Below are 26,870 nucleotides of genomic sequence, written 5' to 3'. Positions count from 1 at the left end.
CATCAGGCTTTCGCCCATTGTGCAATATTCCCCACTGCTGCCTCCCGTAGGAGTTTGGGCCGTGTCTCAGTCCCAATGTGGCCGGTCACCCTCTCAGGTCGGCTATGGATCGTCGCCTTGGTGGGCCGTTACCTCACCAACTAGCTAATCCAACGCGGGTCCATCTTATACCACCGGAGTTTTTCACACTGCATCATGCGATGCTGTGCGCTTATGCGGTATTAGCAGCCGTTTCCAACTGTTATCCCCCTGTACAAGGCAGGTTACCCACGCGTTACTCACCCGTCCGCCACTCAGTCACAAAATAATCAGTCCCGAAGGAAATCAAATAAAGTGCTTCGTTCGACTTGCATGTGTTAAGCACGCCGCCAGCGTTCATCCTGAGCCAGGATCAAACTCTCATGTTAAAAAGTTGATCTCAGTCAAGTTAAACTTGGCTAATTCGTTCATTCAGATAGAATCTGAATTTACTGTTTTAAAGGTCTTCAATTTTCATTGAAGCGTTCTGATTGATTCTCAAAATCTTTCAAGGTTTCTCACTGTTCAGTTATCAATGTTCTTTGTTTTGCTCTCTTGCGACAGCTTGATCATTTTATCAAATCACTGTTCGTTTGTCAAGCACTTTTTTATTTTTTTGAACTCTGTTTTAAGTTCTCTGTCTTGCGACAGCTTGTTTATTCTATCAAAATGTTTTTCATTTGTCAAGAACTTTTTTCATAACTTATTTAATCAGCTTATTTCAAAGCAATATTTATAAAGTCATGTTTGTAAATTGTAACTCACAAGCTCTACAACTCAATGTGTCCCGCGAGTCAGCTTTGATATAATATCATCTGTGTCGCATAAAGTCAACACATTTTTTATCTTTTTATATATATTTTTTTCTCATTGTTTTTACACAACTATATATTGTATTTACATACTTATCCACATACCATTTATTGCTTATGTACTTTTCTCTTTTATGCATTATTACACCGGTTTAAGCTACAGTATATTTTCTATCAGCTTTATGACAGGATTGTTTTCATACAGATACTTAAGCATCATAGAATCATTTATATATGCTGTCATTGTCTGTCCTATTTCAGATGCGGCAAATAATGATGTCAGGGCAAGGAGCAGCCATACGATGACCATTCCCTTAATAAAACCTACTGCAAAGCCTGCAATCCGGTTCACAGTGCCAATAACAGGCACCCTTTCTATTTTTCTGATGATGTGACGGACTATGTATGCCACTATTCCCAGCAAAAAAAATACTATAAAAAATGACAAACCTGTCATAATGGCATTTGTAAGCTGTGCGGATATGGTGTCGTATGCTCCGGATTGCTGCAGCAATATGTTTGCCATATCAAAATCGCCTGTGGCTTTTTGCCCCTGTGCAGCTATTTGTTTTTCAATACCGTTTAAAATTACGGGCTCTATTCCTGTCTGTGATAATATCTGATCCCTGACATATGGGGCTGCCATGGTTGATGCAGCAAGCATTACTATCCAGGCTGCAAGCGAATATACCATGCGAAGCACACCTCTTGTGTAGCCTCTCACCACATTCCACGCAATAATACATATTACCGCAATTAACAGCCAATTCATTTCAGTCTCACCTCGTCCATTGCGCCGTCATAGATGAAGATATAGTTATTCATACCCGATTTATACATCACCTTGTACAGTTTGTTGTCAAATGTATGATAGAATTTCTTAACTCCGTGTATGGTGTATATCTCACATGCTGTGTCTCCTGTGACGCACACCTCGTTATTGCTGTCAAACTCTATACTATTGTAGGCAATAGCTGTGTCGTTTTCCATAAGCATCTTACCGTTAAAATCATAAAGCTTGATATGACTGGTGCAATTTTTATCATTGTTGGAGTATGCTACTCCTATATATTTATTATTGTAAAATACGCTGTCTATCAACTTTTCCAGCTTAATAGTCTGCTTGAGCTTTGGCTTCTGGCTTCCGTCAAATACCATAATATTCTGATCTGAAACTGCTATCATCCTGCTGTCGGAAACATATGCTATTTCAGGTATGAGCTGATTCTCATACTTGTAGGTGCCGACATTGTTGTCTATCTCATTTTGTCCTACTGATCCAAAATTGTAAAAGGATATAACGCTGTCCGTCTTTCCTCCGGAGACATCTATCATATCTACAGCCAGTTTTTTAGCATCATATGAAAGAGCTATATCAACAGGTATGTTCTTCTGTTCTCCGAAAAACTCACCACTTGCCAGCTCTTTTCCGTTTACATCATACAGCTTTACATAATAATTTTCATTCTCACTGACAAGGACTGCCACTGTGCCCTGGCTTGCTATGCAGGCTTTTATAATAGGCCACGATGTTCCTATTTCTTTTTTTACTCCCTTCTTGTCCATGATATAGAGGTCTGTTCCACCCCTGTCATAGATAGTCATAAAGCTTTCGCATGTAACTACCTGTGGCGATGACATCTCAAATGCCTGGTTCCATATACGGTTTCCGTCTGAGTCTGTATACAATACACCATCATTGCTGTACTCCACTACTGCTCCGCAGAAATCCACGAATGACACCGCACTCTTGTCCTTCTGCTCCACGCTGTTTTTGACGTCAAATGACTTGTAGGTGCGCAGCGCCATCCACAACCATACTATAAGAAATAAAGCCACGACTGCTGCCACGACTATTATTATTCTTTTTGCTATTTTTCTTCTATGCTTTCGTATTTTCTCCTCGAGCTCGTCCAAATCGGTCTCGACAGTTTTAAAGTCTGATTTCCGTGCCATAATCTTATCCTTTTGTCTACTTCCAAAATATTTGTTACTTGTCAGTATACCATTCACCGGATATTTTTTCCACAGGAATTAAATCTTCTTCTGTGGACATGGCAGGAAGTGTCTCCTTTTTGTCTATTGTGCCGCTCATTCCAGCGCCGGCTTTAAGCCCGATAAGCACTATAAGCACTGCTATCGCTGCAATCATCACTACAGATGCAAACGAACCCTTGCGCTCTTCTTTTCCTGCCTCCATGGCTTTTCTGTACCGGCCACGTTCTTTCGATATGCTGCCAAATTCCTCAGGAAACGACACATTGATCCTGTCATCTGCCGAAGCTCTTCTATGTATCCGGCTGTAGCTGCTTTTGGCCGCTGTGTCAGTGTCCTCATACCGGTTGCTGCTTTTATTATTGTCATCGGCATTACTATAACTGTCTATTTTATTATTGTTGTTTGCATTACTATAGCTGTAGGTTTTATTGCAGGTGTCAGTTTCATTATAGCTGTCAGCACTATCACAATGCTCATTCATGCGGTAATATACAAAAAAGCCTGTCTTTTTCTTCAGATGATTATTCTTTTTGATAAAGAAGTTTTCCTCCTGCTCGGTCCTGTTCAAAAGGAACATAAGCTGATGAGCGCCGCCAAAATGCTCCCTGTGTATATTTTCAAGCATGGGTGTTGGCTCAGCCGGAAAATCCTCCTGCCTGAATGCCCATCCGACGATAATCAGCTCCTCGTAGCTTTTCTTTATCTCCGCAAACACCCTGCTCCATACCTTGTTGGTCCAAAGAGGCGCATTTTTGTCAAACTCCATATCATATACTGCAATCGCCGCCTCCACAAATGTTGCATACCTGCCTCCGCTGCTCTCCGTATGCCCCATAAGTACAAAAACCTCTTTATCCTTAAAGCCCTCTGTCTTTATGCGCTTGTACGCTTTCTCCGATATGTAAACCCGGCCCTCATCCGCCGGTGTGCCAATCTGCCTGACGTTGTTCGTCACAATATCTATCATGCCAGCCTCCTTTTTCGGTCAGCATAGCACTTGCAAAATGTAAATTTATGCAAAATTGTGCGATTATAAAGGTATTTTGCAGTTAATCCCCAACGAAAAAAGGGCGCATGAACCCATGCGCCCGACTTTTCACACATATGAAGAAGTAAAATGCTTCGCACTCAACAAACTACATACCACCGGAAAGCATACAGCATGTTCCGAAGAAACAATATGAACTGCCGCAGGGTTCCATTATGTAAAATAGCAAGAATGACTAAACTCATTCCACACGCTATCCACACGAAATCCTGCGGCTGACTTCATATTTTTCTGAGGAATATACTGTATGCTGCACCGGTGAACACAGCCTCCAAGTGCGAAGCACATAAAATCCACTACTTCATATAATTCTTTACTTTGTTGTAGATGCCCTCTGCATCCAGTCCATACTTGTGGATAAGCTCCACTGCCGGTCCTGACTCGCCGAAACGGTCCTCAACACCGATACGCAGAAGCTTTGCAGGCTGCTCCTCACAGAGTACCTCTGCCACAGCACTTCCGAGTCCTCCATTGATAGAATGTTCCTCTACTGTAACTGCCTTGCCTGTCTTTGATACAGATTTAACAATCAGCTCTCTATCGATTGGCTTGATTGTATGGATATTGATAACCTCAGCATCTATGCCGTCTGCTGCGAGCATTTTTGCTGCCTCAAGTGTCTCTGATACCTCAAGTCCTGTTGCAAATATAGATACATCCTTGCCTTCCTTGAGTACAATACCCTTTCCGATTTCAAACTTGTAGTCCGGTGTGTCGTTGATTACAGGCACTGCAAGTCTGCCGAATCTAAGGTATACAGGGCCCACATGGTCATATGCAGCCTTTACTGCGGCTCTTGCCTCCACATCGTCTGATGGGTTTATTACAACCATGCCCGGGATTTCTCTCATGAGCGAAAGGTCCTCGAGGCACTGATGTGTAGCTCCGTCCTCACCTACAGAGATTCCTGCATGTGTGGCACCTATCTTGACATTGAGATGAGGATATCCGATTGAGTTTCTTACCTGGTCATAGTTTCTTCCTGCTGCAAACATGGCAAATGAGCTGATAAAAGGCACCTTGCCGCATGTAGCAAGTCCTGCTGCGATACCTGTCATATTACACTCTGCGATTCCGCAGTCCCAGTGACGCTCAGGAAACTCCTTCTGGAAGATACAGGTCTTTGTGGCACCTGCCAGGTCAGCATCAAGTACAATAAGGTCATCGTGTGCTTTTCCAAGCTCTACGAGTGCGTTTCCGTAGCTATCTCTTGTAGCGATTTTCTTTACTTCTGACATAATGCTTCACCTGCCTTTTCTAAGTCTGCCATTGCAATTTCATACTCCTCGTCATTTGGAGCCTTTCCATGCCATCCTGCGGCATTTTCCATGAAGGATACGCCCTTGCCCTTTACAGTCTTTGCGATAATGGCTGTAGGCATGCCCTTTGTCTCACGGGCTTCCTTGAAGGCTGCCCTGATCTGGTCAAAATCGTTGCCATCGATATTGATTACGTGGAAATTGAATGCCTCAAACTTCTTGTCGATTGGGTATGGTGAGCATACATCCTCAACAGAACCGTCTATCTGGAGGTTGTTGTTGTCAACGATGACTACGAGGTTGTCGAGCTTGCGGTGGCCTGCCCACATGGCTGCCTCCCAGATCTGTCCCTCCTGAATCTCGCCATCTCCTGTGAGTGTGTATACACGGTAATCCTTCTTGTCATATTTTCCTGCTGCAGCCATTCCTACTGCGACAGATACACCCTGTCCGAGAGAGCCGCTTGACATATCAATGCCAGGGATGTGCTTCATATCAGGATGTCCCTGCAGATATGAGCCTGTATGACGGAGTGTCTTTAAATCCTCCTTTGGAAAATATCCTTTCTCTGCGAGTGTAGAGTAAAGTCCCGGTGCTACGTGTCCCTTTGAGAGCACGAAACGGTCCCTGTCCTCCCATTTAGGATTGGCAGGGTCTACATTCATCTCCTCAAAATACAGATATGTAAAAATATCTGCTGATGAAAGTGATCCACCCGGATGTCCGGATTTGGCACTGTGAACTGCTGTCACAATGTCCTTGCGAATTTCATTCGCCATCTTCTCAAGTTCAAGATTGTTCATGATGTCTCCTTCTATCATTTATATCTCTGTTCTTCCCTGAAGCGCCCTAAGCAGGGTCACCTCGTCAATATATTCCAAATCGCCTCCTACGGGAACTCCGCTTGCGATTCGTGTCACTTTGATGCCGGTAGGCTTGATGAGCTTGCTGATATACATGGCCGTAGTCTCGCCCTCCAGGCTTGAATTGGTCGCTATAATGACCTCGTCTACGTCTTTTTCAAGGCGAACCATAAGCTCCTTCAGACGGATATCTGCAGGGCCTATGCCAAGCATGGGTGAAATTGCGCCACCAAGCACATGATACACTCCCTCATATTTACCGGTCTTTTCGTATGCCACAAGATCCCTCGTATTCTCAACAACCATGATGGTCTTGTGGTCTCTTGCCGCATCCTTGCAGATGGGGCATAGCTCGTCATCTGTGAGTGTATAGCAGCATTTGCAGTATCTGACATGCTCCTTCGCATCGATTATGGCGTCAGAGAGCGATTTTGCCTGCTCCTTTGGCATATTTATGATATGAAATGCCAGTCTCTGCGCTGTCTTGGCTCCGATTCCCGGAAGCTGTGACAGCTCCTCTATTAATTTTGATATCTCACTGCTGTAAAAATCCATTAAAACAGACCGCCACCCAGGCCACCGGTAATTTTGGACATAGATGCCTGTGACTGCTCATCAATCTGGCGAAGCGCCTCATTGGTTGCTGCCATGATGAGATCCTCGAGCATCTCGATATCGTCAGGATCCACTACCTCCTCAGATAATTTGACCTTTGTGATTTCCTTTTTTCCAGAAACAGTGACTTCGACTGCTCCGCCGCCTGCCTTTGCTGTAACCTCAGCATCCTCAAGCTGCTTCTGAGCCTCCTCCATCTGACGCTGCATCTTCTGCGCCTGTTTCATAAGATTGTTCATGTTTCCCGGCATTCCTCCAGGGAATCCACCTCTTCTTGCCATTCTGGCGTCCTCCTTGTTTTTGATGGGCTAATCCCAGCCCTGTTTATAACTTAGTTTTCTTCCTCTATATCAAAATTTATCATATCTGTCAAGTCCACAACCGCTTCCTTTGCGCTGACTGCGGAATTATTTTTCTTGACCGTCACCTCGACTTTTTTGCCTATACGCTTTTCTATAAGCGAAGCCAGCGTATCCATACAGCCTGCACGGTTTTCAGAGAGATACTCATACGCATTCTCATCATCAAACATTAAAATCAGGTCAGATGAATTGCCCAGCGATGTCACAGCCTTGTTCAGATAAACCTTTGATGTTGCTCCCATCTCCGAAAGTATGGATTTCCAGTGCTTCATGAGCTCTGAGATATCCTGTGGTATTGCTTTGGGAAGCTCCTTTTTCACTATAGGCTCGCTTGCTGCGGCCTGCTGCATATCCTGTGTCTGCGCAGCCTGTGCCGCTATAGGTATACCCTTTTCAAGCTTTTTCTCTATGCTGTTTATGCGGTCAAGCACCGAATCATAGCTCTTTTCCATCTGCGGCCTGCACAGCTTTATTATGGCTATCTCGACCATAATACGCTTTTGCGATGCAAACTTTACCTGGCTGGACAACTCGGAAAATACCCTGATATACCTGATGAGTGTCTCAGGCTTTACAAGCGCTGCCTCTTCCTTAAGTGCCTCAAGATTGTCCTTGGAGATGTCGAGCACCTCCTCCATATCGTCTGAGCTCTGCAAAAGCAAAAGATTCCTCATATACCAGGTGAAATCATTGACAAGCTGCGACAGCTCCCTGCCCTCATCTATGAGCTCGCCCAGTATGCGGATGGCGCCTGTCACATCCTCGTCGAGTATGCGCCTTAAGAGCCTTGAAAACACCTCTGTGTCCACCGCTCCAAGCACCTCGAGCACATTTTCATAGGTGAGCTTCTCTCCCAGATGGAAAGCAATGCACTGGTCAAGGAGACTTAACGCATCTCTCATGGAGCCGTCTCCTGCCTTGGCCACGTACCTTATGGCGCGCTCCTCAACCTCCACATGCTCCTGTTCCATCAAATCGCTGAGTCTAGATGCAATCGTATCTATGGAAATCCTGTGAAAATCATAGCGCTGGCATCTGGACAGGATAGTAATCGGTATCTTGTGTGCCTCGGTGGTCGCCAGTATAAATATAACGTAGCTCGGCGGCTCCTCGAGTGTTTTTAAAAGTGCATTGAAGGCTCCTGCCGAAAGCATGTGAACCTCGTCGATGATATAGACCTTGTACCTGCCCTCTGTCGGGCGGTATGTGACCTCCTCACGAATCTGTCTGATATTGTCCACGCCGTTGTTTGACGCTGCATCTATCTCTATGACATTCATGGATGAGCCCTCAGTGATTGCCCTGCACGACGGACATTCGCCGCACGGGCTTCCGTCTACAGGGTGCTCACAGTTGACTGCCTTTGCAAATATCTTGGCCACAGTGGTCTTTCCCGTACCTCTCGTACCGCAAAATAAATAGGCATGCCCTATTCTGTCAGCTTTTATCTGGTTTTTCAGTGTTGTTACAATGTGTTCCTGTCCCTTTACGTCCTCGAACTCCTGTGGACGGAACTTACGGTATAGGGCCTGATAAGACACGCCTTTTCACCTTCCTTATATCTAATATTGCTGCTTAATCTCCGAAGCAGATGCCGGTGCGCTTTGCTTCCTTGATCATCTGGCTCTTTGGATCTACAGTCTTAAGCTTTCCTGCTACGTCGGCAAGCGGAACCCTCTTTGTCTGTCCGTTTACCATGGCTATCATGCAGCCGTAATCCTCATCCATGATGGCCTTTGCTGCTGCTGAGCCAAGACGTGTACAAAGCACTCTGTCGTAAGGACATGGGCTGCCGCCTCGCTGTGTATGTCCCGGAACTGCCACTCTGACCTCAAGACCGAGTCTTTCGCTGATGCGGTCTGCAACCTCGTATGATACTGACGGGTATTTGCTCTTTGCAAGCTTCTTCCTGTATTCCTTTTTGGAAAGGGCTGCATCCTCCTTGGAGATGGCTCCCTCTGCTACTGCAAGAATGGTAAAGCCCTTGCCCTCCTTTGTTCTCTTGTGGATGGCATCTACGACCTTGTCAATATCGTATGGTATCTCAGGAAGCAGAATGATGTCTGCACCGCCCGCAACACCTGCGTACAGTGTGAGCCAGCCTACCTTGTGGCCCATAACCTCAACGATAAATACACGGTTGTGGGATGCTGCTGTGGTGTGGATGCAGTCGATTGCATCTGTAGCTATATTGATCGCGCTCTGGAAGCCAAAGGTCACATCTGTGCCGTAGATATCATTGTCGATTGTCTTTGGCAGATGAATGATATTAAGTCCCTCTTCCCTGAGAAGATTGGCTGTCTTTTGTGTGCCGTTTCCGCCCAGAATAACGAGACAGTCAAGACCAAGCTTCTTGTATGTGTTTTTCATGGCTGCAACCTTGTCCAGTCCGTTCTCATCCGGCACTCTCATAAGCTTAAAAGGCTGTCTTGATGAGCCGAGTATTGTGCCGCCCTTTGTCAGGATGCCCGAAAAATCCTTTGATGTGAGTATTCTGTAGTTCTCATATATGAGTCCCTTGTACCCGTTCTCAAAGCCGTAAATCTCAAGCTCGTCGATATTGTGTGCCAGCGCCTTTACCACACCTCTCATGGCTGCGTTAAGTGCCTGGCAGTCTCCTCCGCTGGTAAGCATTCCAATTTTCTTCATTGCTGCTTCCTCCTTATGCATTATTATGATTGTCTTTTATTATGCTAATCCCTGTACTCCTTATCCTTCTCCTCCTCGCGGAGCCTATCCTCCTCATTCATGAGCTTTCTGAAAATACGCTCAAAAATAAACTCATAGGTGAGTGCTGCGCCGACAGGAAGTATGAAAATGAGTGGAATAATAATCCATGCAAGTATAAGTGATACCACAAGTATCACTATGACCAATAATGTCCACGGCAGGTTGGCGATAAGAATGAGTATTGTATTCTTAAGGGTTATCTTTGTGACCTGCTCAAATCGTGAAATATACGCTGATGTGTATATGGCCCAGGCTGCGGCAATAAGTGCCATTATGATGAACACGATGGAGAAGGTTCCCCACTGATTGCCTGTCTTAAGACCTGACCACGTAATATAAATATCTCCCAAAAGCACGATAAGTATTATAAGCTGTACCAGCCATGCCTTGGTGGCCTGCTTGAAATTTACCTTAAACGCATGCCAGTAGCCTCTCCACACATAGCCCTCATCGTGATGGATGACACGGCGCGATGTATCGTAAAGTGCTGTGGATGCCGCTCCTATTGTAAAAACAGGTATGCATGATATGATCCAGCAAAAGCTCAAAATAACCATATCTACCAGTTTGTTTAATGCTCTGAAAAATTTGTTGTCTATGTTGAAAATGCCCATAATGCCCTCCTATATCCTGTGGTGCTCTCTGTTTTGTTCTCTCTTTTTCTCATAGCGTTCTTCACGCTGCCTCTTCCTCTCCTCAGGTGTGAGGCGTTCCTTTTTCCTGCCGATATAGATATTCCACTTAAGATATGCCTCCTGGGCATTTCTTGACTTGTAGATGATATTTTTCTCCTCACCTACTATATCTGTGATGCTGTACCAGCCTTTATCGTACATGAACTCTGACTGCTTATCATCGAAGTCCTTGGTTCCCAGCACAAATTTGTGTATTGCATGCTGCTGTCCCATGTAATCCTGTCCTCCTTGTTGTAATTTTATTTTATAGCCACCTTGTCCAGTACATAGTCAACTGCCTGCCTAAGGTGCTTATCATTCTTATACTGCTCAGTTTCCTTAAGCTTTAGAGCTTCTTCTCTGGTGAACATATCACGCAGTACCACCCGGTGATGCTCTACCGGTATATATGACACCTTGTCCTCAAACACAGGCTTAAGCACATAGTACGGCACCGCCTTTTCTCTCTTAGATGCCGCAAGCGATACTATGTTGTCAACCACGCATACGCCAAGGGTTTCACTATATATAATCTGTTTCTTTTGAAACATGCTTTTACCTCCGTATTTACATACACATCTATAATATCACAGACAGCGTTCTTTTTCAAAAACATTTTATCTGGCATTTATTTTTTTATCTTTCTGGTCATAGAAATATGGTCAGACGCATGTATACTTATCCTATATTGGCCTACAACTGTACATTTGTGGTGCGACATTCACATGTAACATACGCTTTCATAATTTCTTAGCCTAGTGGGAGTAAATGTCGCCGCAAATGAACATAAAAAATTCAGCCAAAAAATTTGGAGGATATATGAAGAAAGCAGCCGTTTTTAACGATTTGTCCGGCTTTGGAAAATGCTCTCTGACCGCCGCAATTCCAGTACTGTCCGCGCAGGGCGTACAGTGCTGTCCCATGGCATCAGCAGTGCTGACAAACCAGACAGGATATGAATATCATAAATGCACAGACCTGACAGCCATGATTAAGGACTACATCGACAACTGGCAGAAAAATAATGCCCATTTTGACGGCATTTACAGCGGTTTCATGACAGGCTCAAAGCAGATTGAGCTTTTTATGGATTTTTTGGATGTATTTTATGAGAAAAACACGATGCTGCTCGTGGACCCTGTGATGGGCGATGACGGCAGAACCTACGGCATATACTCTGCCGCTCTTTTGGATGGCATGAAGGCTCTTTCCAGGAAGGCCGATGTCATCACACCAAATCTGACCGAGGCATGCCTTTTGGCAGACTATGATATTGAAAAGGTATACAGCGACACGAGAAAGGATGTGCTCCTGCCGATTGCAGCAGAGATAAGTGAGAAGCTGCGATGTCTGTCCGGCAAAAATCAGGATGTAATCATCACCGGTATCAAATGCAGGGATGATAAGTCGCCCTTTATCTACAATCTCGTGACTACCGCAAACGGTACTACAACCCACAGATCACACTTTTTCGACGTGAGCTTTTCCGGCACCGGCGATCTGTTTGCATCTGTTATATGCGGAAGCAGGCTGAACGGATTTTCCACAGAGGAGGCCGCTGAGCGCGCCGGAAAATTCCTGTATGACAGCATCGCAGATACCATGAATGATGACACCGCACCGAATGACGGAGTGAATTTCGAGAAGTTTTTGCGGGAGCTGATGTGATGTTTATGTGATTCTTATCACCCTTTGCAGAAAATTTTTCGAATTGTCAGTTGACCTCTTAAGTTAGGCTTAACACAAAACAAAGGAGAACATATTTTTATGAACTCACAGGTTAAAAAACTCACATTTACTGCCCTCATGGCAGCCATGATTACTATTTTTACAGCATATATATGCCACATTCCGGTTGGACAGAATGGCGGATATATTCATTTTGGCGATAGCCTTATCTATATCGCAGCGTGCCTCCTTCCATGGCCGTATGCAATGACAGCCGCAGCTATCGGCGGTGGCATGGCAGATTTGCTGACCGCACCTATCTGGGCGCCTGCAACAATCATCATAAAGGCACTCATATCCATCCCGTTTACCAACAAATCAGATAAAATTGTGACCGTGAGAAATGTAGTATCGACAATCATAGCTTTCGCAATTTCCGCAACCGGCTATGCCATTGCAGAGGCATTTATCACATATGGTTTCACAAAGCAGGCCTTCACCGGTCTCATCGCAATAATTCCGGTTTCTGTTCCGGGAAGCTGTATACAAAGCGGCGGAAGTGCTATAATATTTGTTATTCTTGGACTGGTGCTCGATAAAATCGGATTCAAGAGAAGATTTTTCACATTGGAGGAGACTAAATAATGGCTGATATAATCTATACATACAAAAACGAGGTTTATGCAAATATCACAAATAAATGTGACTGCGCTTGTACATTCTGTATACGCTCTCAGAAGGACGCTATAGGCGATGCGACAACGCTCTGGCACAAAGTTGATCCGACATACGACGAAATAATCGCCGCAATTGATGCTTTTGATTTTACAGGATATGAGGAATTCGTCTTCTGCGGCTACGGTGAACCAACCTGCGCGCTGGATATCCTTGAGAAAACAGCTAAATATGTGAAGGAAAAGTATAAGCTTCCTATCCGCGTAAACACTAACGGACTAGGAAATCTCTATCACGGAAGAGATATCGTGCCGGAGCTTGCTGAGTATATTGATTCGGTTTCCATCAGCTTGAATGCTGCAAATGCCGAGGAATACAATAAGGTCACAAGACCAACCTTTGACAATGCTTATGAGGCTATGCTGGATTTTGCTGAGGAATGCAACCGCATGATCAAGCATACACAGCTTTCTATCGTGGATGTGCTCCCTGAGGAGGATATAAAAACCTGTCAGCAGATTGCTGATGAGAGGGGTATTCATCTGAAGATACGTCATTTTTCGAATTAAGAATAGAGTATAAAAAATACCCAGTTTCCATTATAAAATATAGTTATAACGGAAACTGGGTATTTATAGGTGATAACATATTATCACTGCACTATAGATACTCCCCAAGCATTTCACTAACACAATCTCTTATATTCAGTGCGGTTTTCCTTGCCATTGTCATATTTAATCCAATTTTTTTGGCAACCGCGAGAATATCATCCAGTTCCGGATTTACACCATTTCCATTTACCGTGGTAGCATGCTCTCCACCGATTGAATTACTGTAGGTGAGGTCATACGCCGGTGACAATTTCCAGCTACATTCATCTTCATCATACAGATAAGTAAAATTCTTCGAATGGTCATCCCTGTTATGCGCATACACATTAAAGCACATAAGTCTATACAATTTTTCACACTCTTCCATAGATTTGGTAAGCTGGAGTGTAAGCTGCATCAGAATATCATAATCGAGATTTGGTATTCTGTGAGATGTTTCTAAAAGTCCCTCAAACGGATCTATCTTTGGTATAAAAACTTTTTTCTCCAAAGGCAGTGGAAAAGGGCTTATGGAAAATCCATTTGCCAGCCAGTTACTGTCATACTCAAACGCAGCCAGACGATTTTGGTACAAAGCAATCGTTCCGACGAGTCTTTCATGATAAAAGACTTCCAGCTTATTTAGTCTGTTCATTAATTACCTCCTCGATAGACGCAAAAGGCACATTATTAAACAAGTCTTCAAGTTCGTTCTCCACATCAAGAGCTATAGCAATTTTGGTCAAAGATTGCAGGGATATCTCGCCGCTCTGCTCAAATCGCTTAAGTGAACCAAGACTTACACCTGACCTTGCAGCTAATTGCTTTTGAGTGATTTTCTTTCTTTTGCGCAAGCGTACTATTTTTTGTGCAATGTCGTTATTTATTTCTGTCCATGTTTTTTGATATAAGTTAATCATGCTAATATATTATCCCTTTTTGGCATTTTTATCAAGATATAACTAATATATTATCCCTAAATATTCATAACTCCAAAACCCAAAAATGTAAAGGTAAATAGTAACCCGAGAATCCAAAAACAAAGGAAAAGTTTATGGTATTTAAAGAATCAATTGAATTATATGCAAAAAGACACCGCAGGGGTGTCTTATTCGCTATCATAATATACTTTATTAATCTTTGAAAAGATCAGTTGAGTAATATCTGTCTCCGCTGTCAGGAAGAAGTGCTACTACTGTCTTGCCCTTGAACTCCGGTCTCTTGGCTACCTCGATTGCTGCATAGAGAGCTGCTCCTGAAGAAATACCTACAAGTACACCCTCCTCTTTTGCGATAATCTTTCCGTACTCAAATGATGCCTCATTTGATACAGGGATAATCTCATCATATACCTCTGTATTTAATGTGTTTGGTACGAAGCCTGCTCCGATTCCCTGAATCTTGTGTGCTCCGGCTTTTCCTGTTGAAAGCACTGCTGATGTCTCAGGCTCTACAGCGACAATCTTTACATCAGGGTTCTTGCTCTTTAAGTACTCACCTGTTCCTGTGATTGTTCCGCCTGTTCCGACTCCGGCTACGAATGCATCTACCTGTCCGTCTGTATCGTTCCAGATCTCAGGACCTGTTGTCTTTCTGTGTGCCTCCGGGTTTGCAGGGTTCTCAAACTGCTCCGGAATGAAGCTATCAGGAATCTGCTCATGAAGCTCCTCTGCCTTGGCGATGGCTCCCTTCATACCCTTTGTACCGTCTGAAAGCACGAGCTCTGCGCCATATGCCTTGATGATGTTTCTTCTCTCGATGGACATTGTCTCAGGAAGAACGATGATAATCTTATATCCCTTTGCTGCTGCGATTGCTGCAAGTCCGATTCCTGTATTTCCTGATGTTGGCTCGATAATTGTTGAGCCCGGCTTGAGCTTTCCGTCTCTCTCTGCCTGCTCGATCATCTCTTTTGCGATTCTATCCTTTACTGATCCTGCCGGGTTGAAGTACTCAAGCTTTGCAAGAAGTCTTGCCTCAAGTCCGTATGCCTTCTCTACGTGTGTAAGCTCTACGAGCGGTGTATTTCCAATAAGTCCTAATGTTCCCTGATAAATGTTTGACATGTTTGTGTCCTCCTTGATGTCATTGTAATGTTAATGCTTTGTTTTAATCTCCTATATTCATACTGTATTTGTATGAATTAATTGTTGATATAAATATACCCCATGAATTCCTATCTGTCAACAGGAATTTATGGGGTTTTTAATATTTTATTTTTATGCCCTGTTATAATATTCTCTTAGATAATGAGCTTATTGAGTAAAAAGAAAGTCACCTAATGCGGTGCTAATCTTCATAATGAAATTTACAGGAATATATTATGAGATTTTGGTTACTATCAAAGTTATATGTAAGTCTGTGTTCGTCCGTTATCCGTCTGCTACATACTTTCCTATACTTCAACGGTTCAGGCTTACCGATTCCTTCTAATAGTCCATCACGATCTATACTCTTTATAAGCTCGTTAATCCGCTTTACGATCTTTTTATCTTCCTTCTGCCAGTCTGTGTACTGCTGCCATGCAGTCGGAGTAAATACAACATTCATTATTCGTATGCTCCTAACTCATCCACTGTCTTTGTAATAAAACCACCTGCTTCGGCTTCAGCCATAGATTTATCCAGCATAGCAAGGTATTCAGCATTTCTCTTGGCTTTCATAATCTCATTGTATTCAGATTCCGACATCATCACTATGTTTTCATTCTTTGGTCTTGATACAATCAATGTTTCTCCTCTGAAAACCTTATCACATAACGATTTAAAATTTTCTCTTACATCCATGCTCTTTACTGCTAACATATTTAACACCTCATTTCCGTACAAAAAATCGTATGTTTTTTAGTACTTTTATTTTATGCTATTATTATTCACTTGTCAACAGATCTTATGCAGAAAAATATTAAACGTATAGTTTTATCTCAGGCAAACAGATCATCCATCGTAACAACCGACTGCAGCTCCTGCGAATACGAGTTTTCCACTACACCATAGGTTGTAATAAGTGTTGGGTATATCGCATACTTTGTACCGGAAACCACTCTCAGATCACTTATTTTATTCCTAATGCTCCTGTCCACTTTCTCCGTTATGGTATATTCTGACTGCGAATATTTCATCTCGCACAAATTAATCACCTGATCTTTTCTGGCAATCAGCATATCAATCTGTGAGCCGAAAATGCCATTATCAGGATCTGATTTGCAGTACCACGAATTTATCTCTGTCAGCACGCCAGAAATACCCAATTTAAACTTAATCTGATCCACATGCTCCATGCACACTCTTTCAAACGCCAGCCCCAGCCACGTATTCACTGCGGGCGTATTAATCTGGTTCGTCCAAAAATGCTCATCTGTCGGTTCTGATTTCAAAAATTTGAAATAAAACAATGTAAAGCAATCCATCAACTGGTATATCGCATTTTTCTTTTTCATCCCAAATGCATTGTACTTGCGAATAAATCCACAGCTTTCAAGCTCTTCGAGCTTCGTTGTCAGATCTCCCGAATTAGGTATTTTGGTCGATGTAATGATTTCTTCCCTTGTCATTCCAACCTTTTTAGTCCCAAGAGCTTCTATTATTTTTACATAGTTCTCCGGTTTTTTGAATACAGAAGCATATAAATACTTAAATTCATCGCGCAGGGGCGCATCCTTTTCAAACAATATACTATCAATATTCTGTGAAAGGCTTAATCCCTTTTTCAAAAATCCCCAATAGTAAGGTACTCCGCCAAAAATCATATAATACTGCAATATCTGATTTCTATTTAATGCCAGCCCGGCAGCTTTTACATACGCTTCACACTCCCTGAGGCAGAATGTACGCAGATGTATCTGCTCTGTCAATCTGTTATACAATCCACCTTTGTTGTGTACGACCTTTGAGAGCATCCATGATGTGGCTGACGCGCACACTATAAGGACTATATCTTTTCTTGCAGAAGCAAATCCATTCCAGAAATTCTCCAAAGCAACCATAAGATCACTCTTTTGTGTGTCCATCCACGACAGCTCATCAATAAATATTATTTTCTTCTTTTCACTCGACAATCTTATGACATCCTTTAATGCTTCAAATGCCTCAAGCCAGTTTTGGGGCTGCTTTTTCACTTCATACCCTGCATCTTTTAGAGATGACGTAAACGCATATATCTGCTCCTTCATTCCTCCCTCTGACAGACCGGCATGCTGAAATGTAAATCTATAGCCAAAGGCCTCACGTATCAGAAAGGTCTTTCCCTCTCTCATTCGCCCGTATACTGCCACAAAATGTGAGCTATCATCATTTTGTATATCATGCAATAAATGTAATTCTTTTTCTCTACCTACAAGCATCCTGCACCTACACCCAAAATATATTATATTGCTATACTTTTCTTAATCTCTGTTTTTTATACACTTTAAGTAAAGTATAACGGTATTTGTGGCAAAAAACAAGTCAAAATGCAAATATACTCTTCTTAATCTCGTTAAAAATAACAGATTAAGAAGAGTATACGTTGTTTCATTTTAATATTTATTTGTAATAACACATTAAGCTCATGATTCCAAATGGTCTAAAATCATATTGTTAGAATAGTTACGTTTAATTAAAAACAAAAGTGCAAATTTTACACTGTCCAGCTTGACAAAGTGCAATTTTTGCACTACTCTATATTTAGAGGTGCAAACATGGGAGAATTAAAATCTTTACGAATTGAGAGAAAATTAACACAAAATCAAGCTGCGGATATACTCGGAGTTTCTTTGCGTTCATACAAATCTTATGAAAATGATGAAAAAAAGGCAGATAGCATAAAGTACAAATATATGATTGAAAAAATATCTGAAATTAATCCTATTGATGAAGAAAATGGTATAGTAGATATTGATTATATAAAAAGAAAATGCTCAGATGTATTTGATAAATATAATGTTAATTTCTGTTATCTGTTTGGCTCATACTCAAAAGGAAAGGCAAAACCAACCAGCGATGTTGATCTTTTAATTTCGACAGATGCGACCGGACTAAAATTCTATGGATTAGTGGAGGATATAAGAACTGCACTTCACAAAAAAGTTGATGTACTTGATATAAATCAATTGAAAGATAATTTTGAGCTGACACAGGAAATACTAAAAGATGGAATAAAAATATATGGATAATGTTAAGAATGATGCTTATTATATTAAAAGGTTGAAACAGGATTTAGAATTTGTTGTTACACATATGAAAAATGTTGATATTGAAGAACTTAATGCAAATGAAGTCCTTCTTGATTCCATGTTATTTCGTATGATTCAAATATCTGAGAATGCAAAAAAATTGTCAGATGAATATAAACTCCACAGAGGAAACGTTCCATGGAATGCAATCTATGGATTGAGAAATCGTATAGTCCACGATTATGGAAATGTAGATTTGAACGTGGTTTTTGAAACACTCAAGCCTGATATTCCGGAATTACTTGAAATAATATAATTACATACGCCGATGATTACCTTGCTCGAAAGGAGGCTGAATAATTGTGAAAACCTGGAACGACTATAAGGAACATGTAAGAACTGTTGATCCTGAAATTGTAAAAGACATTGATGAGGTTGAAAATATATCCTCAATCGTAAGTGCCATGGTGGAGCAGCGTACTTCTCTCGGACTTAGCCAGAGAGAGCTTGCTGCAATGCGTGGTATTCCACAATCATCCGTAGCTCGAATCGAATCCTGCAAAACAACACCAAATCTCGGAACACTGCTTAATATTTTTCAGCATCTCGGTTTACAGCTTACAGTAAGACCTACAAAACCTACTATTTGAAATCAATGAAACTCCCATACTTACATGCATCATCAACGTACTAATTTAATAGAGCAGACGGCATTTTAGTTATGCGGTCTGCTATATTATAATATATTCGCGACTATTCAAAAGTCCTGCTAATTTACCATCATCTTTTCAATTGTTCCACCGCACAGTACGTGCCCATCCTGATAGAATACCGCTGCCTGCCCCGGTGTCATGGCGCGCTGCGGCTCGTCAAATACGCATTTTATCATGCCGTTTTCCATAGGGGTAAGTGTACAGTCAGCTCCCCTGTGAGAGTAGCGTACCTTTCCTATGCTGCGGGTGTCCGGTGTGATGTGCTCCTGTGCCATATAGTTTATATCGCTGATATAACAGGTGTCTGAGAAAAGTGACTCATTTGTGCTGATTACGACCTCATTTGTTGCCGGACGCAGCTCCTTCACGAATAAAGGTGTTGCGGCTGTAATTCCAAGCCCCTTGCGCTGTCCGATAGTATAGTGGATGAGGCCCTTATGACGGCCGAGAATATTGCCCGATTCATCCACGAAGTTTCCCGGCTCATAGGTTTTGCCTGTCTCATTCTCGATGAATGAGGCATAGTCATGATCCGGCACGAAGCATATGTCCTGACTGTCGCTCTTGTGCGCTACCGGCAGTCCGGCTTCCTCTGCGATACGGCGGATTTGTGGCTTTTCATACTCTCCAACAGGCATCAGCGTGCGACGAAGCTGCTCCTGTGTCAGATTGTAAAGCGCATATGTCTGGTCCTTTTCCGCTGTGACTGAGTTGGCTATGGTGTATCTACCGTTTGGAAGCTGTGCTATGCGGGCATAATGGCCTGTTGCTATATAGTCTGCTCCTATCTCAAGCGAGCGGTGAAGCAGCGACTCCCATTTCACATAACGGTTGCAGGCGATACACGGATTTGGCGTGTATGCGCGCTCGTATTCGGACACGAAATAGTCTATGACGTATTTCTTGAAATCAGCCTTGAAGTTCATCACATAATATGGAATATCAAGCACTGCTGCCACTCGTCTGGCGTCCTCCACTGCGGATAGCCCACAGCAGCCGCCCTCCTGTGACTGTTTAAATACGTCCTCGTCCTGCCATATCTGCATTGTGACTCCGATGACATCGTATCCCTGTTCCTTTAATAAATATGCCGCTACTGACGAATCCACTCCGCCCGACATTCCTACTACAACCTTCTTTTTCATTAATAGTCTTCCTCAGGCGCCTCTTCCTTCTCGCTGATATCATTTACAGGCTTCTCAAGTCCCTCGATCTTGATGCCGTTTTTCTCTGCGTAATCCCAGAGTGCTGCATGGATTGCCTCCTCTGCGAGAAGTGAGCAGTGTACCTTTACAGGTGGAAGTCCGTCAAGTGCCTCCATAACTGCCTTGTTTGTAACCTCAAGCGCCTCCTGGATTGTCTTGCCCTTTACGAGCTCTGTTGCCATACTGCTTGTTGCAACTGCTGCGCCGCATCCGAAGGTCTTGAATTTTGCCTCCTGAATAATGCCGTTGTCATCTATATCCAGATACATTCTCATGATGTCTCCGCACTTTGCGTTTCCTACTGTGCCGACACCACTTGGATTCTCCATCTCTCCTACGTTTCTTGGATGGTTAAAATGGTCCATTACCTTTTCACTGTATGCCATGTCCTTAGTTCCTCCTAATTTTCATGTATATATTAATGTTGTGATAGTCACTATAATTTTGACCTGATCATTTATGCCTCTGCTTTGCCGTTTTTCTTTACGAAATCCTCGTATAACGGTGACATGCTTCTGAGCCTTGCTATGATTTCCTTTAACTTGTCCACTGTATAGTCGATATCCTCAAGAGTGGTCTTCTCTGATAATGTAAGACGCAGTGAGCCGTGTGCTATCTCATGTGGCAGTCCTATTGCAAGGAGCACATGTGATGGGTCGAGTGAGCCTGATGTGCAGGCTGAACCTGAGCTGCCGCATATGCCTGCCTGGTCAAGCAGGATAAGCATTGACTCTCCCTCGATAAATCTGAAGCAGAAGTTTGCATTGTTTGGCAGTCTGTCTGTTCTGTGTCCATTTAAGCGTGTATATGGAATCTCGCTTGTCACTCTCTCGATGAGGTGGTCTCTGAGCTTTGTCTCATATGCGCTGCGCTCTGCCATGTTAGCCTTTGCAAGCTCTACTGCCTTGCCGAGTCCTACGATACCCGGCACATTGTGTGTTCCCGCACGTCTCTGGCGCTCCTGTGCTCCGCCGTGGATAAATGAGCGGATTTTTACGCCCTTTCTGATATACATCACGCCGATGCCCTTTGGCCCGTTGAGCTTGTGACCGCTGGCGCTGAGCATGTCGATATGCATATCATCTACATTAATCGGAATGTGTCCGAATGCCTGAACTGCATCTGTGTGGAACAAAATGCCATGCTCCTTTGCTATCTCTCCGATCTCCTTAAGCGGCTGGATAGTTCCAATCTCGTTGTTTGCCGCCATAACTGAGATAAGGATTGTGTCAGGTCTGATGGCTGCCTTAAGCTCATCAAGCTTGATTTTTCCGTCCTCATCAACACCCACATATGTCACCTCAAAGCCATGCTTCTCAAGCCACTGTGCTGTGTGAAGAATTGCATGATGCTCGATGGCTGATGTGATGATGTGCTTTCCTTTTGCAGCATATGCCTCTGCTGTGGCCTTTAATGCCCAGTTGTCGGACTCGCTGCCGCCGCCTGTGAAATATATTTCATCCTTCTTGGCTCCGATAAGGTCTGCGACCTCTCCTCTGGCATGATCCACTGCTCTTTCTGCCTCATCTGCAAAGCTGTATATAGCTGATGGATTGCCGTAATGCTCTGTAAAGTAAGGAAGCATTGCATCCACAACCTCCGGATATACCTGTGTGGTTGCCGCATTATCCAAATAAATTAATCTGCTCATCTATGATAACCTTCTTTCTTTATATGACATAATTTCCATTCTTCTCGTTCTGCCAGTCTACCAGATCCTGCAAGGTGATATTGTCAACCACACCTGAGATTGCATCATTGATCTTCTTGTACACAATAGATGTGACGCACTGCTGCTGTCTGTCACAGACTATCTCGTCATCCTCTATACATGCTACCGGCGCAAGGCTGCCCTCAGTCTGTCTGAGAATCATGCCGACTGTGTAGTTCTGCGGTTCCATCTTCAGCATGTATCCACCCTGGGCGCCTCTGACACTTCTGACGTAGCCCGCCTTGTTTAAAATGGATATAATCTGTTCAAGATATTTATCTGAAATATCCTGTCTCTTCGCTACATCCTTCAGGCTGATGGGTGAACCAGTGTTGTTCTCTGCAAGATCCATCATGAGGCGAAGAGCATAACGTCCTTTTGTTGAAATTTTCATTTATAGCACCTCTGTTTCATTTCCTACTGCTTTACTATACATTCAGAAATCGCCTTTGTCAAGCCGAAAAACAGAAATCATTTCATTTGTCAGGCTTAATTCCTCTAGGGATGTAGGTATTTCTTCTCTTGACACCCATTTTGCCATCGAAAGTTCCTGCATGTCAACCTCAATCTCATCTGTTCCGTCAACTTCACAGAAATATCCCGCTAGTATATTGTCGGTAAAGCCCCACGGCTGCGATTTGTAGTATCTGATGTTTTTCACACGCAGTCCTGTTTCCTCCATGACCTCACGGCGCACGGTCTCCTCAAGTGACTCACCTATCTCGTTAAAGCCTGCCACAAGTGCGTACTTTTTATACTCTCTGCCATTGTATTTTGTCAAAAGCAGCTTATCTCCATTTGTAACTCCCACTATCACTGCCGGATTGATGCGCGGGTAAACCATGTTGCCACAGACCGGACATCTGAGCATGCGCTCCACGTCGTCCTCTACCAGCCTGTTGGCGCATCTGCCGCAGAAATGGTTCTTATCATACCAGCCATCCAGATGAAATCCCGTTATCGCGGCAAGCACGTACTCCTTCGGTGCCGCGCTGCGCATATAGTGCCGGTTTATGAATTTGCCACCTGTTACTTCCAGTATATGCATTTTGTCAGCATGTGACAGTGCCACCCTGAAAAATGCAGTATCGTCAAGTGTAAACAGATACTGATATTTAGCATCGGGACATTCTGCTTTTATATCCTCATATCTTGGAAAGCTTATCTGATGAATATCCTGATTGGATTCGTCAGCAGACATGTCCGATGCCTGCTGCACAAGAAGCTGTCCCCTGCTAAAAAAAAGGACCCTGCTGTCCGGGTCCGGCTGTATGTTTTTGTATGTTATGTCCCACGTATGTGGTGCAATGTCTTGAATCATTGTATGCCTCGATTTTCCTTATTTCCGCTGATTAACTATGTTATCAGACGGTGTTTATACGCGCGTATAAACCCGTGCCACTACAACCGAAAATTCGCCTTTTTTTATACGCTAAAAATCCGAGCGCCTCGCTTCGAACCATCACAACAGACGTTACCTCCACAGTTAACTCCCTCCAGGCTGCCTCGCGTCACATGGAAGCTTCTACTTAGTGCTGCTGTGTTCCCACCCTGACACGGTTCATAGATTTCCATTGCGCAAGACCCAGACGTCAACGCCACTTATGGAGGGCAGCTCCACCGCTTAAGCCCTCTACGAAGCATCACCCCAACTATAGCGGATTGTTGGTTCAAGGTACCGCTACCACCCCGGCTGCTCGGAGTCTTAAGTATACGCTATAATGCAGGGTTTTGTCAAGATTTATTGCAACTTCTTGTGGTATGAGTACGGCACGCAAGCCCCAGGTACCGGACGCGCATACGTACTCTTGCCGTGGCTACGCTACGCTGTTAAGATTCTGTACGGATTATGCATGATGGTTTTCTATGCTTGACGAAACCGGCTTTTATGCGCCGTCCGTGGCGCATAACGCCTTGCCCAGCCGTCCATGGCTGGGCATTTCTGGCTTTCCGGCATAATCCTACAGATTCTAAACATCTTCGCTATGCGCCCCTGCAAGAGTACGTATGCGCGTCCTGTACCCGGGGCTTACGTGCCTTACGTTGTAGTTTTAACGACAAATGGCTTATACTCTGTTTTTTGACCATTTTTTTCAACTACAATAACCAAGTCCTTATACCTGACCGCCTCATTCGAATCCGGGCTAATGTCTAAGGAGTATGATAAATATTCTTTCTTTGCCACTTCATATGTCTCTGAATAATCTGATATCGAATATTGAGTGGTTACATCCTTTAAGCTGAATGTCCATTTCAATTTTTTATCATAGCTTTTGACTTCTTTATATGTGTCTTTCTCCACATTGTACAAAAACTTCACAGAATCATCTGATTTGTAAAATCTTACGTATCTGCCATCTGATGATGCTTCAACGAAAACACACGGATAACCTTGTATCTGTGTCATATCTATTGGTCTGAAATCACAAAATCCCACTAGCTTTTCTTTTTTTAGATTATAAACCCATATTCCAATATAATCATACATTATCACCTTATCCTGATCATAATAGATTATACTTGGCATGGTCGCCTCAAGCTGTACCTCCTCTTTCCCTATTTCCGCTGCCGAAACAGTACATGTAGAATTTCGTTTTATGCCAATTCCAACAACTGCTGTTATACTTATTATTAAAGAAAAACACGCAGCAAATACTACTATTTTACGAATTGTCTTTTTTTTATTTTTGATAACATTTTTTTGATGAGCTTCTATAATATATTGTTCGTCTATGTTTTCCATTACATCAAATATCTTCTCTGCATTCATAAATCAACGCCCCTTTCAACAAGGTAATCATGTAATTTTTTTCTTATCCTCTTTAATGTAACTGAAACATTGTTTTCAGTCATGCCATATCTCTTTGCTATGTCCCTGACGCTGTCAGAATACCAGTAACGACACACAAAAATTTGTCTTTTCTCAGCCGGTATTTCCTTAAGAAAAGAATTAATGTTCTCTAACAGGAACCTGGCATTGCCCTCATCTTCAATATTTTTCGAATCAGTGATTATCTCAGATAATTCATCCAATATTAACGTGAAGCTTCCATTTGTGCGCTTCTTAGCTCTGTTTTTCTTATACAAATTGAATGACATATTTCTGACTATCTTTCCAAGATAAGTCGATAACATTTTAGGTTTGTTTGGCGGAATAGAATTCCATGTATTCAGATATGCATCATTCACACATTCCTCTGCATCCTCAATGTTTCCCAAAATATTCATCGCAATTGATAAACAATATACATTATATTTTTCTGTTGTTGCAGCAATTGCCTGTTCATCACGCTTCCAAAACAATTCAACTATTGCGCTATCATCCATGCTCACTTCCTCCTTTCACTTATATACACAATTTCTTATTCCATTTCTGACACCTGTAGATATTTTTTTCATAAGAAAATGTATATAACGTATATTATGTAGAAGCAAGTTCCATCCATATAGCCGTCTTTACTGCCCTTGAAGCTTGCGCTTCTTTCGCAGCTCTTTGAAAAAGGTAGAAAGCATGGTGCTGCATTCGTCACCACAGATGCCTATATCTGTCTGCACCTGATGATTAAACTGCTGCATCTGCAGTAGATTGATGATTGAGCCTGCACAGCCTGCTTTCGGATTCATGGCACCTATTACCACCCTGGGAATGCGTGCCTGTACTATTGCTCCGGCACACATCTGACAGGGCTCAAGGGTGACATACATGGTGCATTCCTCAAGACGCCAATCTCCGGTCTTTTTGCTGGCTTTACGGATGGCAGAAAGCTCAGCGTGAGCGAGTGGATTTTTGTCGGTATTTCTGCGGTTGTAACCGCGTGCGATGATTTTGTCACCGGCTACAATTACGCAGCCTATCGGCACCTCATCAAGTGCATATGCTTTTTTTGCCTGTTTTATTGCCTGTTTCATATATTTTTCATCTTGTGTCATATTTGTCTGCTCCATGTGTTATAATCTATTATAATACAATAACTATTCAGAACCACTGAGAACAAGAAAAGCTGATGCGTCATGCTCGCATGTAAGCAGCAGTTTTTCTTGTTCTCAAGGTGGCTCGAATAGAGCCACCCCACACATATGAGCAAAATTAACTGCGTAGCAGTGACAAAGCACGAGTATCGTGCGCTTTTGCGAATGTGCGTGAGGTGGTTTTGAATAATTACATGATACACCAAATGTGAAAGAAGGAAAATATGTTTTTTCAATATGAGACCCCACGCCTGCTTCTTAAGGTATTACGCGCTGATTGTGCCCCGCAGGTTTTGGATTTTTACAATAGGGATAAAGAGCTTTTCGAAATGTATGAAATAGACCGTGTGCCGGACTTTTATACTGTGAAGCACCTGCAGAAGGTGCTCAGATATGAATACAATATGGCTGTCAAATCACAGCTTTTCAGATTTTATGTTTTTCAGAAAGAAAATCCGTGCCGGATTATCGGCACTGTGTGCATACATAATATCGCTCCGGCTTTCTACGGAAGCTGTGAAATTGGCTATAAATTTTCCAGTGAGTTTCACCACATGGGGTATGCCACTGAGGCAGTCGGCTTCTGCACCAAGCTTGCCTTTAATGAGCTTCGCATGCACAAGGTGACAGCGGTTGTCCACCCGGGGAATGTGCCTTCTATGAAGCTTCTTAATGGGCTTGGCTTCGTGCAGGAGGGGCTATTGCATGATTATCTTATACTACATGGGAAGTGGTGTAATCACTATATTTACGGGCTTGTTAATAAATAAGCCCATTTATAATTTAACATAACAATTGGCGCAGGAAA

33 protein-coding genes, 1 rRNA gene and 1 other RNA gene (1 of these 35 cut by a window edge) are annotated in these 26,870 nt (G+C 43.0%); 7 read left to right on the top strand and 28 right to left on the bottom strand.

All coding sequences use genetic code 11. From position 1 onward, the window contains the following. The 13 genes from EUBREC_RS01515 to EUBREC_RS01455 all read right to left on the bottom strand — a co-directional run. Window positions 1-407: ribosomal RNA gene (locus EUBREC_RS01515) — 16S ribosomal RNA — on the bottom strand; it reaches 1,126 nt to the left of the window's first position. 580 nt (window positions 408-987) lie between these two features. After that, window positions 988-1,602: a CvpA family protein gene (locus tag EUBREC_RS01510; RefSeq protein WP_012741261.1), complete on the bottom strand. Its 615-nt coding sequence runs from the start codon at window positions 1,600-1,602 to the stop codon at window positions 988-990. Further along, window positions 1,599-2,786, bottom strand: a complete 1,188-nt coding sequence (locus EUBREC_RS01505; protein WP_022292471.1) for a DUF5711 family protein — start codon at window positions 2,784-2,786, stop codon at window positions 1,599-1,601. Before EUBREC_RS01505 ends, EUBREC_RS01510 begins: the two co-directional genes overlap by 4 nt. Before the next feature lie 34 nt (window positions 2,787-2,820). Next, window positions 2,821-3,795: a hypothetical protein gene (locus tag EUBREC_RS01500; protein ID WP_012741259.1), complete on the bottom strand. Its 975-nt coding sequence runs from the start codon at window positions 3,793-3,795 to the stop codon at window positions 2,821-2,823. Between the two features lie 377 nt (window positions 3,796-4,172). Further along, window positions 4,173-5,114: a transketolase family protein gene (locus tag EUBREC_RS01495; RefSeq protein WP_012741256.1), complete on the bottom strand. Its 942-nt coding sequence runs from the start codon at window positions 5,112-5,114 to the stop codon at window positions 4,173-4,175. Then, entirely contained in the window at window positions 5,102-5,938 is an 837-nt protein-coding gene (locus EUBREC_RS01490) for a transketolase (protein WP_022292474.1), read from the bottom strand. Before EUBREC_RS01490 ends, EUBREC_RS01495 begins: the two co-directional genes overlap by 13 nt. Before the next feature lie 18 nt (window positions 5,939-5,956). After that, complete coding sequence (gene recR / locus EUBREC_RS01485; protein WP_012741254.1) at window positions 5,957-6,553, bottom strand: recombination mediator RecR; 597 nt, start codon at window positions 6,551-6,553, stop codon at window positions 5,957-5,959. Beyond that, the gene (locus EUBREC_RS01480) at window positions 6,553-6,894 is read right to left on the bottom strand and encodes a YbaB/EbfC family nucleoid-associated protein (RefSeq protein ID WP_012741253.1); all 342 of its coding nucleotides are present in this window, start codon (window positions 6,892-6,894) and stop codon (window positions 6,553-6,555) included. The genes recR and EUBREC_RS01480 overlap by 1 nt, the downstream gene beginning before the upstream one ends. Before the next feature lie 50 nt (window positions 6,895-6,944). Further along, window positions 6,945-8,516 (bottom strand): DNA polymerase III subunit gamma/tau, encoded by a 1,572-nt coding sequence (gene dnaX, locus EUBREC_RS01475; protein ID WP_012741252.1) that lies wholly within the window; start codon window positions 8,514-8,516, stop codon window positions 6,945-6,947. A 34-nt stretch (window positions 8,517-8,550) separates the two neighbouring features. Continuing rightward, window positions 8,551-9,624 carry a 6-phosphofructokinase gene (locus EUBREC_RS01470; protein ID WP_041253799.1) on the bottom strand — a complete coding sequence of 358 codons (1,074 nt, stop codon included), beginning with the start codon at window positions 9,622-9,624 and terminating at the stop codon, window positions 8,551-8,553. Between the two features lie 44 nt (window positions 9,625-9,668). Then, window positions 9,669-10,319 (bottom strand): YesL family protein, encoded by a 651-nt coding sequence (locus tag EUBREC_RS01465; protein WP_012741250.1) that lies wholly within the window; start codon window positions 10,317-10,319, stop codon window positions 9,669-9,671. Between the two features lie 9 nt (window positions 10,320-10,328). After that, the gene (locus EUBREC_RS01460; RefSeq protein WP_012741249.1) at window positions 10,329-10,613 is read right to left on the bottom strand and encodes a hypothetical protein; all 285 of its coding nucleotides are present in this window, start codon (window positions 10,611-10,613) and stop codon (window positions 10,329-10,331) included. A gap of 26 nt (window positions 10,614-10,639) precedes the next feature. Then, window positions 10,640-10,930 carry a CarD family transcriptional regulator gene (locus EUBREC_RS01455; RefSeq protein ID WP_012741248.1) on the bottom strand — a complete coding sequence of 97 codons (291 nt, stop codon included), beginning with the start codon at window positions 10,928-10,930 and terminating at the stop codon, window positions 10,640-10,642. Between the two features lie 268 nt (window positions 10,931-11,198). Here EUBREC_RS01455 and EUBREC_RS01450 point away from each other — a divergent pair, with 268 nt between their 5' ends. The 3 genes from EUBREC_RS01450 to EUBREC_RS01440 all read left to right on the top strand — a co-directional run bounded on the left by EUBREC_RS01450 (window position 11,199) and on the right by EUBREC_RS01440 (window position 13,291). Beyond that, entirely contained in the window at window positions 11,199-12,047 is an 849-nt protein-coding gene (locus EUBREC_RS01450) for a pyridoxamine kinase (RefSeq protein WP_041254414.1), read from the top strand. A gap of 99 nt (window positions 12,048-12,146) precedes the next feature. After that, complete coding sequence (locus tag EUBREC_RS01445) at window positions 12,147-12,692, top strand: TIGR04002 family protein (protein ID WP_012741246.1); 546 nt, start codon at window positions 12,147-12,149, stop codon at window positions 12,690-12,692. Beyond that, entirely contained in the window at window positions 12,692-13,291 is a 600-nt protein-coding gene (locus EUBREC_RS01440; RefSeq protein WP_012741245.1) for a TIGR04100 family radical SAM protein, read from the top strand. The genes EUBREC_RS01445 and EUBREC_RS01440 overlap by 1 nt, the downstream gene beginning before the upstream one ends. Window positions 13,292-13,382: 91 nt before the next feature. Here the strand turns inward: EUBREC_RS01440 and EUBREC_RS01435 are convergent, their stop codons facing one another. From EUBREC_RS01435 to EUBREC_RS01410, 6 genes are all read right to left on the bottom strand, one after another. Continuing rightward, entirely contained in the window at window positions 13,383-13,967 is a 585-nt protein-coding gene (locus EUBREC_RS01435) for a HipA domain-containing protein (RefSeq protein WP_012741244.1), read from the bottom strand. After that, entirely contained in the window at window positions 13,951-14,232 is a 282-nt protein-coding gene (locus tag EUBREC_RS01430) for a helix-turn-helix domain-containing protein (RefSeq protein WP_012741243.1), read from the bottom strand. Before EUBREC_RS01430 ends, EUBREC_RS01435 begins: the two co-directional genes overlap by 17 nt. 213 nt (window positions 14,233-14,445) lie before the next feature. After that, window positions 14,446-15,378, bottom strand: a complete 933-nt coding sequence (gene cysK / locus EUBREC_RS01425) for a cysteine synthase A (protein WP_012741242.1) — start codon at window positions 15,376-15,378, stop codon at window positions 14,446-14,448. A gap of 223 nt (window positions 15,379-15,601) precedes the next feature. Then, window positions 15,602-15,862 carry a Txe/YoeB family addiction module toxin gene (locus EUBREC_RS01420; protein ID WP_012741241.1) on the bottom strand — a complete coding sequence of 87 codons (261 nt, stop codon included), beginning with the start codon at window positions 15,860-15,862 and terminating at the stop codon, window positions 15,602-15,604. Next, on the bottom strand, window positions 15,862-16,116 hold the full coding sequence (locus EUBREC_RS01415; protein ID WP_012741240.1) for a type II toxin-antitoxin system Phd/YefM family antitoxin: 255 nt from the start codon (window positions 16,114-16,116) through the stop codon (window positions 15,862-15,864). Before EUBREC_RS01415 ends, EUBREC_RS01420 begins: the two co-directional genes overlap by 1 nt. Before the next feature lie 119 nt (window positions 16,117-16,235). Next, complete coding sequence (locus tag EUBREC_RS01410; RefSeq protein ID WP_012741239.1) at window positions 16,236-17,654, bottom strand: AAA family ATPase; 1,419 nt, start codon at window positions 17,652-17,654, stop codon at window positions 16,236-16,238. A 336-nt stretch (window positions 17,655-17,990) separates the two neighbouring features. On the opposite strand from EUBREC_RS01410, the gene EUBREC_RS01405 reads away from it, so the two are divergent. Genes EUBREC_RS01405 through EUBREC_RS01395 form a run of 3 tightly spaced genes read left to right on the top strand, consistent with a single transcriptional unit; the run spans window position 17,991 to window position 19,114 of the window. Then, window positions 17,991-18,464 (top strand): nucleotidyltransferase domain-containing protein, encoded by a 474-nt coding sequence (locus tag EUBREC_RS01405; protein WP_012741237.1) that lies wholly within the window; start codon window positions 17,991-17,993, stop codon window positions 18,462-18,464. After that, window positions 18,457-18,780 carry a HepT-like ribonuclease domain-containing protein gene (locus EUBREC_RS01400; protein ID WP_012741236.1) on the top strand — a complete coding sequence of 108 codons (324 nt, stop codon included), beginning with the start codon at window positions 18,457-18,459 and terminating at the stop codon, window positions 18,778-18,780. Before EUBREC_RS01405 ends, EUBREC_RS01400 begins: the two co-directional genes overlap by 8 nt. Window positions 18,781-18,826: 46 nt before the next feature. After that, the gene (locus EUBREC_RS01395; protein ID WP_012741235.1) at window positions 18,827-19,114 is read left to right on the top strand and encodes a helix-turn-helix domain-containing protein; all 288 of its coding nucleotides are present in this window, start codon (window positions 18,827-18,829) and stop codon (window positions 19,112-19,114) included. A 119-nt stretch (window positions 19,115-19,233) separates the two neighbouring features. Here EUBREC_RS01395 and mnmA read toward each other — a convergent pair whose 3' ends face one another. From mnmA to tadA, 9 genes are all read right to left on the bottom strand, one after another. Next, window positions 19,234-20,322 (bottom strand): tRNA 2-thiouridine(34) synthase MnmA, encoded by a 1,089-nt coding sequence (gene mnmA, locus EUBREC_RS01390; RefSeq protein ID WP_012741234.1) that lies wholly within the window; start codon window positions 20,320-20,322, stop codon window positions 19,234-19,236. Then, window positions 20,322-20,768 (bottom strand): Fe-S cluster assembly scaffold protein NifU, encoded by a 447-nt coding sequence (gene nifU, locus EUBREC_RS01385; RefSeq protein ID WP_012741233.1) that lies wholly within the window; start codon window positions 20,766-20,768, stop codon window positions 20,322-20,324. The genes mnmA and nifU overlap by 1 nt, the downstream gene beginning before the upstream one ends. Window positions 20,769-20,839: 71 nt before the next feature. Then, window positions 20,840-22,033, bottom strand: coding sequence for a cysteine desulfurase NifS (gene nifS, locus EUBREC_RS01380; protein ID WP_012741232.1), 1,194 nt, complete (start codon window positions 22,031-22,033; stop codon window positions 20,840-20,842). A 19-nt stretch (window positions 22,034-22,052) separates the two neighbouring features. After that, window positions 22,053-22,487, bottom strand: a complete 435-nt coding sequence (locus EUBREC_RS01375; RefSeq protein WP_012741231.1) for an RrF2 family transcriptional regulator — start codon at window positions 22,485-22,487, stop codon at window positions 22,053-22,055. 42 nt (window positions 22,488-22,529) lie between these two features. Then, on the bottom strand, window positions 22,530-23,414 hold the full coding sequence (nudC, locus tag EUBREC_RS01370) for an NAD(+) diphosphatase (RefSeq protein WP_012741230.1): 885 nt from the start codon (window positions 23,412-23,414) through the stop codon (window positions 22,530-22,532). Between the two features lie 119 nt (window positions 23,415-23,533). Beyond that, window positions 23,534-23,794: signal recognition particle sRNA large type (gene ffs / locus EUBREC_RS16800), an RNA gene on the bottom strand. 337 nt (window positions 23,795-24,131) lie between these two features. Further along, the gene (locus EUBREC_RS01365) at window positions 24,132-24,863 is read right to left on the bottom strand and encodes a hypothetical protein (RefSeq protein ID WP_012741229.1); all 732 of its coding nucleotides are present in this window, start codon (window positions 24,861-24,863) and stop codon (window positions 24,132-24,134) included. Then, a complete protein-coding gene (locus tag EUBREC_RS01360; protein ID WP_012741228.1) occupies window positions 24,860-25,420 on the bottom strand; it encodes an RNA polymerase sigma factor in 561 nt (186 codons plus the stop codon). Before EUBREC_RS01360 ends, EUBREC_RS01365 begins: the two co-directional genes overlap by 4 nt. Before the next feature lie 129 nt (window positions 25,421-25,549). After that, a complete protein-coding gene (gene tadA, locus EUBREC_RS01355) occupies window positions 25,550-26,023 on the bottom strand; it encodes a tRNA adenosine(34) deaminase TadA (RefSeq protein ID WP_041253796.1) in 474 nt (157 codons plus the stop codon). 263 nt (window positions 26,024-26,286) lie between these two features. Here tadA and EUBREC_RS01350 point away from each other — a divergent pair, with 263 nt between their 5' ends. Continuing rightward, window positions 26,287-26,832 (top strand): GNAT family N-acetyltransferase, encoded by a 546-nt coding sequence (locus tag EUBREC_RS01350; protein WP_012741225.1) that lies wholly within the window; start codon window positions 26,287-26,289, stop codon window positions 26,830-26,832. The last annotated feature ends 38 nt before the right edge of the window (window positions 26,833-26,870 follow it).

Source organism: Agathobacter rectalis ATCC 33656 (genome assembly GCF_000020605.1).
Classification (GTDB): Bacteria; Bacillota; Clostridia; order Lachnospirales; family Lachnospiraceae; genus Roseburia; species Roseburia rectalis.
The sequence above is the reverse complement of the archived record's forward strand: the minus strand, read 5'-3'. Positions and strand labels throughout refer to the sequence as shown.

Bases quoted from the DNA above. Each gene is read 5' to 3' on its own strand.
- EUBREC_RS01510 (WP_012741261.1), bottom strand. From the start codon at position 1,602: ATGAATTGGCTGTTAATTGCGGTAATATGTATTATTGCGTGGAATGTG.
- EUBREC_RS01505 (WP_022292471.1), bottom strand. From the start codon at position 2,786: ATGGCACGGAAATCAGACTTTAAAACTGTCGAGACCGATTTGGACGAG.
- EUBREC_RS01500 (WP_012741259.1), bottom strand. From the start codon at position 3,795: ATGATAGATATTGTGACGAACAACGTCAGGCAGATTGGCACACCGGCG.
- EUBREC_RS01495 (WP_012741256.1), bottom strand. From the start codon at position 5,114: ATGTCAGAAGTAAAGAAAATCGCTACAAGAGATAGCTACGGAAACGCA.
- EUBREC_RS01490 (WP_022292474.1), bottom strand. From the start codon at position 5,938: ATGAACAATCTTGAACTTGAGAAGATGGCGAATGAAATTCGCAAGGAC.
- recR (WP_012741254.1), bottom strand. From the start codon at position 6,553: ATGGATTTTTACAGCAGTGAGATATCAAAATTAATAGAGGAGCTGTCA.
- EUBREC_RS01480 (WP_012741253.1), bottom strand. From the start codon at position 6,894: ATGGCAAGAAGAGGTGGATTCCCTGGAGGAATGCCGGGAAACATGAAC.
- EUBREC_RS01470 (WP_041253799.1), bottom strand. From the start codon at position 9,624: ATGAAGAAAATTGGAATGCTTACCAGCGGAGGAGACTGCCAGGCACTT.
- EUBREC_RS01465 (WP_012741250.1), bottom strand. From the start codon at position 10,319: ATGGGCATTTTCAACATAGACAACAAATTTTTCAGAGCATTAAACAAA.
- EUBREC_RS01460 (WP_012741249.1), bottom strand. From the start codon at position 10,613: ATGGGACAGCAGCATGCAATACACAAATTTGTGCTGGGAACCAAGGAC.
- EUBREC_RS01455 (WP_012741248.1), bottom strand. From the start codon at position 10,930: ATGTTTCAAAAGAAACAGATTATATATAGTGAAACCCTTGGCGTATGC.
- EUBREC_RS01450 (WP_041254414.1), top strand. From the start codon at position 11,199: ATGAAGAAAGCAGCCGTTTTTAACGATTTGTCCGGCTTTGGAAAATGC.
- EUBREC_RS01445 (WP_012741246.1), top strand. From the start codon at position 12,147: ATGAACTCACAGGTTAAAAAACTCACATTTACTGCCCTCATGGCAGCC.
- EUBREC_RS01440 (WP_012741245.1), top strand. From the start codon at position 12,692: ATGGCTGATATAATCTATACATACAAAAACGAGGTTTATGCAAATATC.
- EUBREC_RS01435 (WP_012741244.1), bottom strand. From the start codon at position 13,967: ATGAACAGACTAAATAAGCTGGAAGTCTTTTATCATGAAAGACTCGTC.
- EUBREC_RS01430 (WP_012741243.1), bottom strand. From the start codon at position 14,232: ATGATTAACTTATATCAAAAAACATGGACAGAAATAAATAACGACATT.
- cysK (WP_012741242.1), bottom strand. From the start codon at position 15,378: ATGTCAAACATTTATCAGGGAACATTAGGACTTATTGGAAATACACCG.
- EUBREC_RS01420 (WP_012741241.1), bottom strand. From the start codon at position 15,862: ATGAATGTTGTATTTACTCCGACTGCATGGCAGCAGTACACAGACTGG.
- EUBREC_RS01415 (WP_012741240.1), bottom strand. From the start codon at position 16,116: ATGTTAGCAGTAAAGAGCATGGATGTAAGAGAAAATTTTAAATCGTTA.
- EUBREC_RS01410 (WP_012741239.1), bottom strand. From the start codon at position 17,654: ATGCTTGTAGGTAGAGAAAAAGAATTACATTTATTGCATGATATACAA.
- EUBREC_RS01405 (WP_012741237.1), top strand. From the start codon at position 17,991: ATGGGAGAATTAAAATCTTTACGAATTGAGAGAAAATTAACACAAAAT.
- EUBREC_RS01400 (WP_012741236.1), top strand. From the start codon at position 18,457: ATGGATAATGTTAAGAATGATGCTTATTATATTAAAAGGTTGAAACAG.
- mnmA (WP_012741234.1), bottom strand. From the start codon at position 20,322: ATGAAAAAGAAGGTTGTAGTAGGAATGTCGGGCGGAGTGGATTCGTCA.
- nifU (WP_012741233.1), bottom strand. From the start codon at position 20,768: ATGGCATACAGTGAAAAGGTAATGGACCATTTTAACCATCCAAGAAAC.
- nifS (WP_012741232.1), bottom strand. From the start codon at position 22,033: ATGAGCAGATTAATTTATTTGGATAATGCGGCAACCACACAGGTATAT.
- EUBREC_RS01375 (WP_012741231.1), bottom strand. From the start codon at position 22,487: ATGAAAATTTCAACAAAAGGACGTTATGCTCTTCGCCTCATGATGGAT.
- nudC (WP_012741230.1), bottom strand. From the start codon at position 23,414: ATGATTCAAGACATTGCACCACATACGTGGGACATAACATACAAAAAC.
- EUBREC_RS01365 (WP_012741229.1), bottom strand. From the start codon at position 24,863: ATGAATGCAGAGAAGATATTTGATGTAATGGAAAACATAGACGAACAA.
- EUBREC_RS01360 (WP_012741228.1), bottom strand. From the start codon at position 25,420: ATGGATGATAGCGCAATAGTTGAATTGTTTTGGAAGCGTGATGAACAG.
- tadA (WP_041253796.1), bottom strand. From the start codon at position 26,023: ATGACACAAGATGAAAAATATATGAAACAGGCAATAAAACAGGCAAAA.
- EUBREC_RS01350 (WP_012741225.1), top strand. From the start codon at position 26,287: ATGTTTTTTCAATATGAGACCCCACGCCTGCTTCTTAAGGTATTACGC.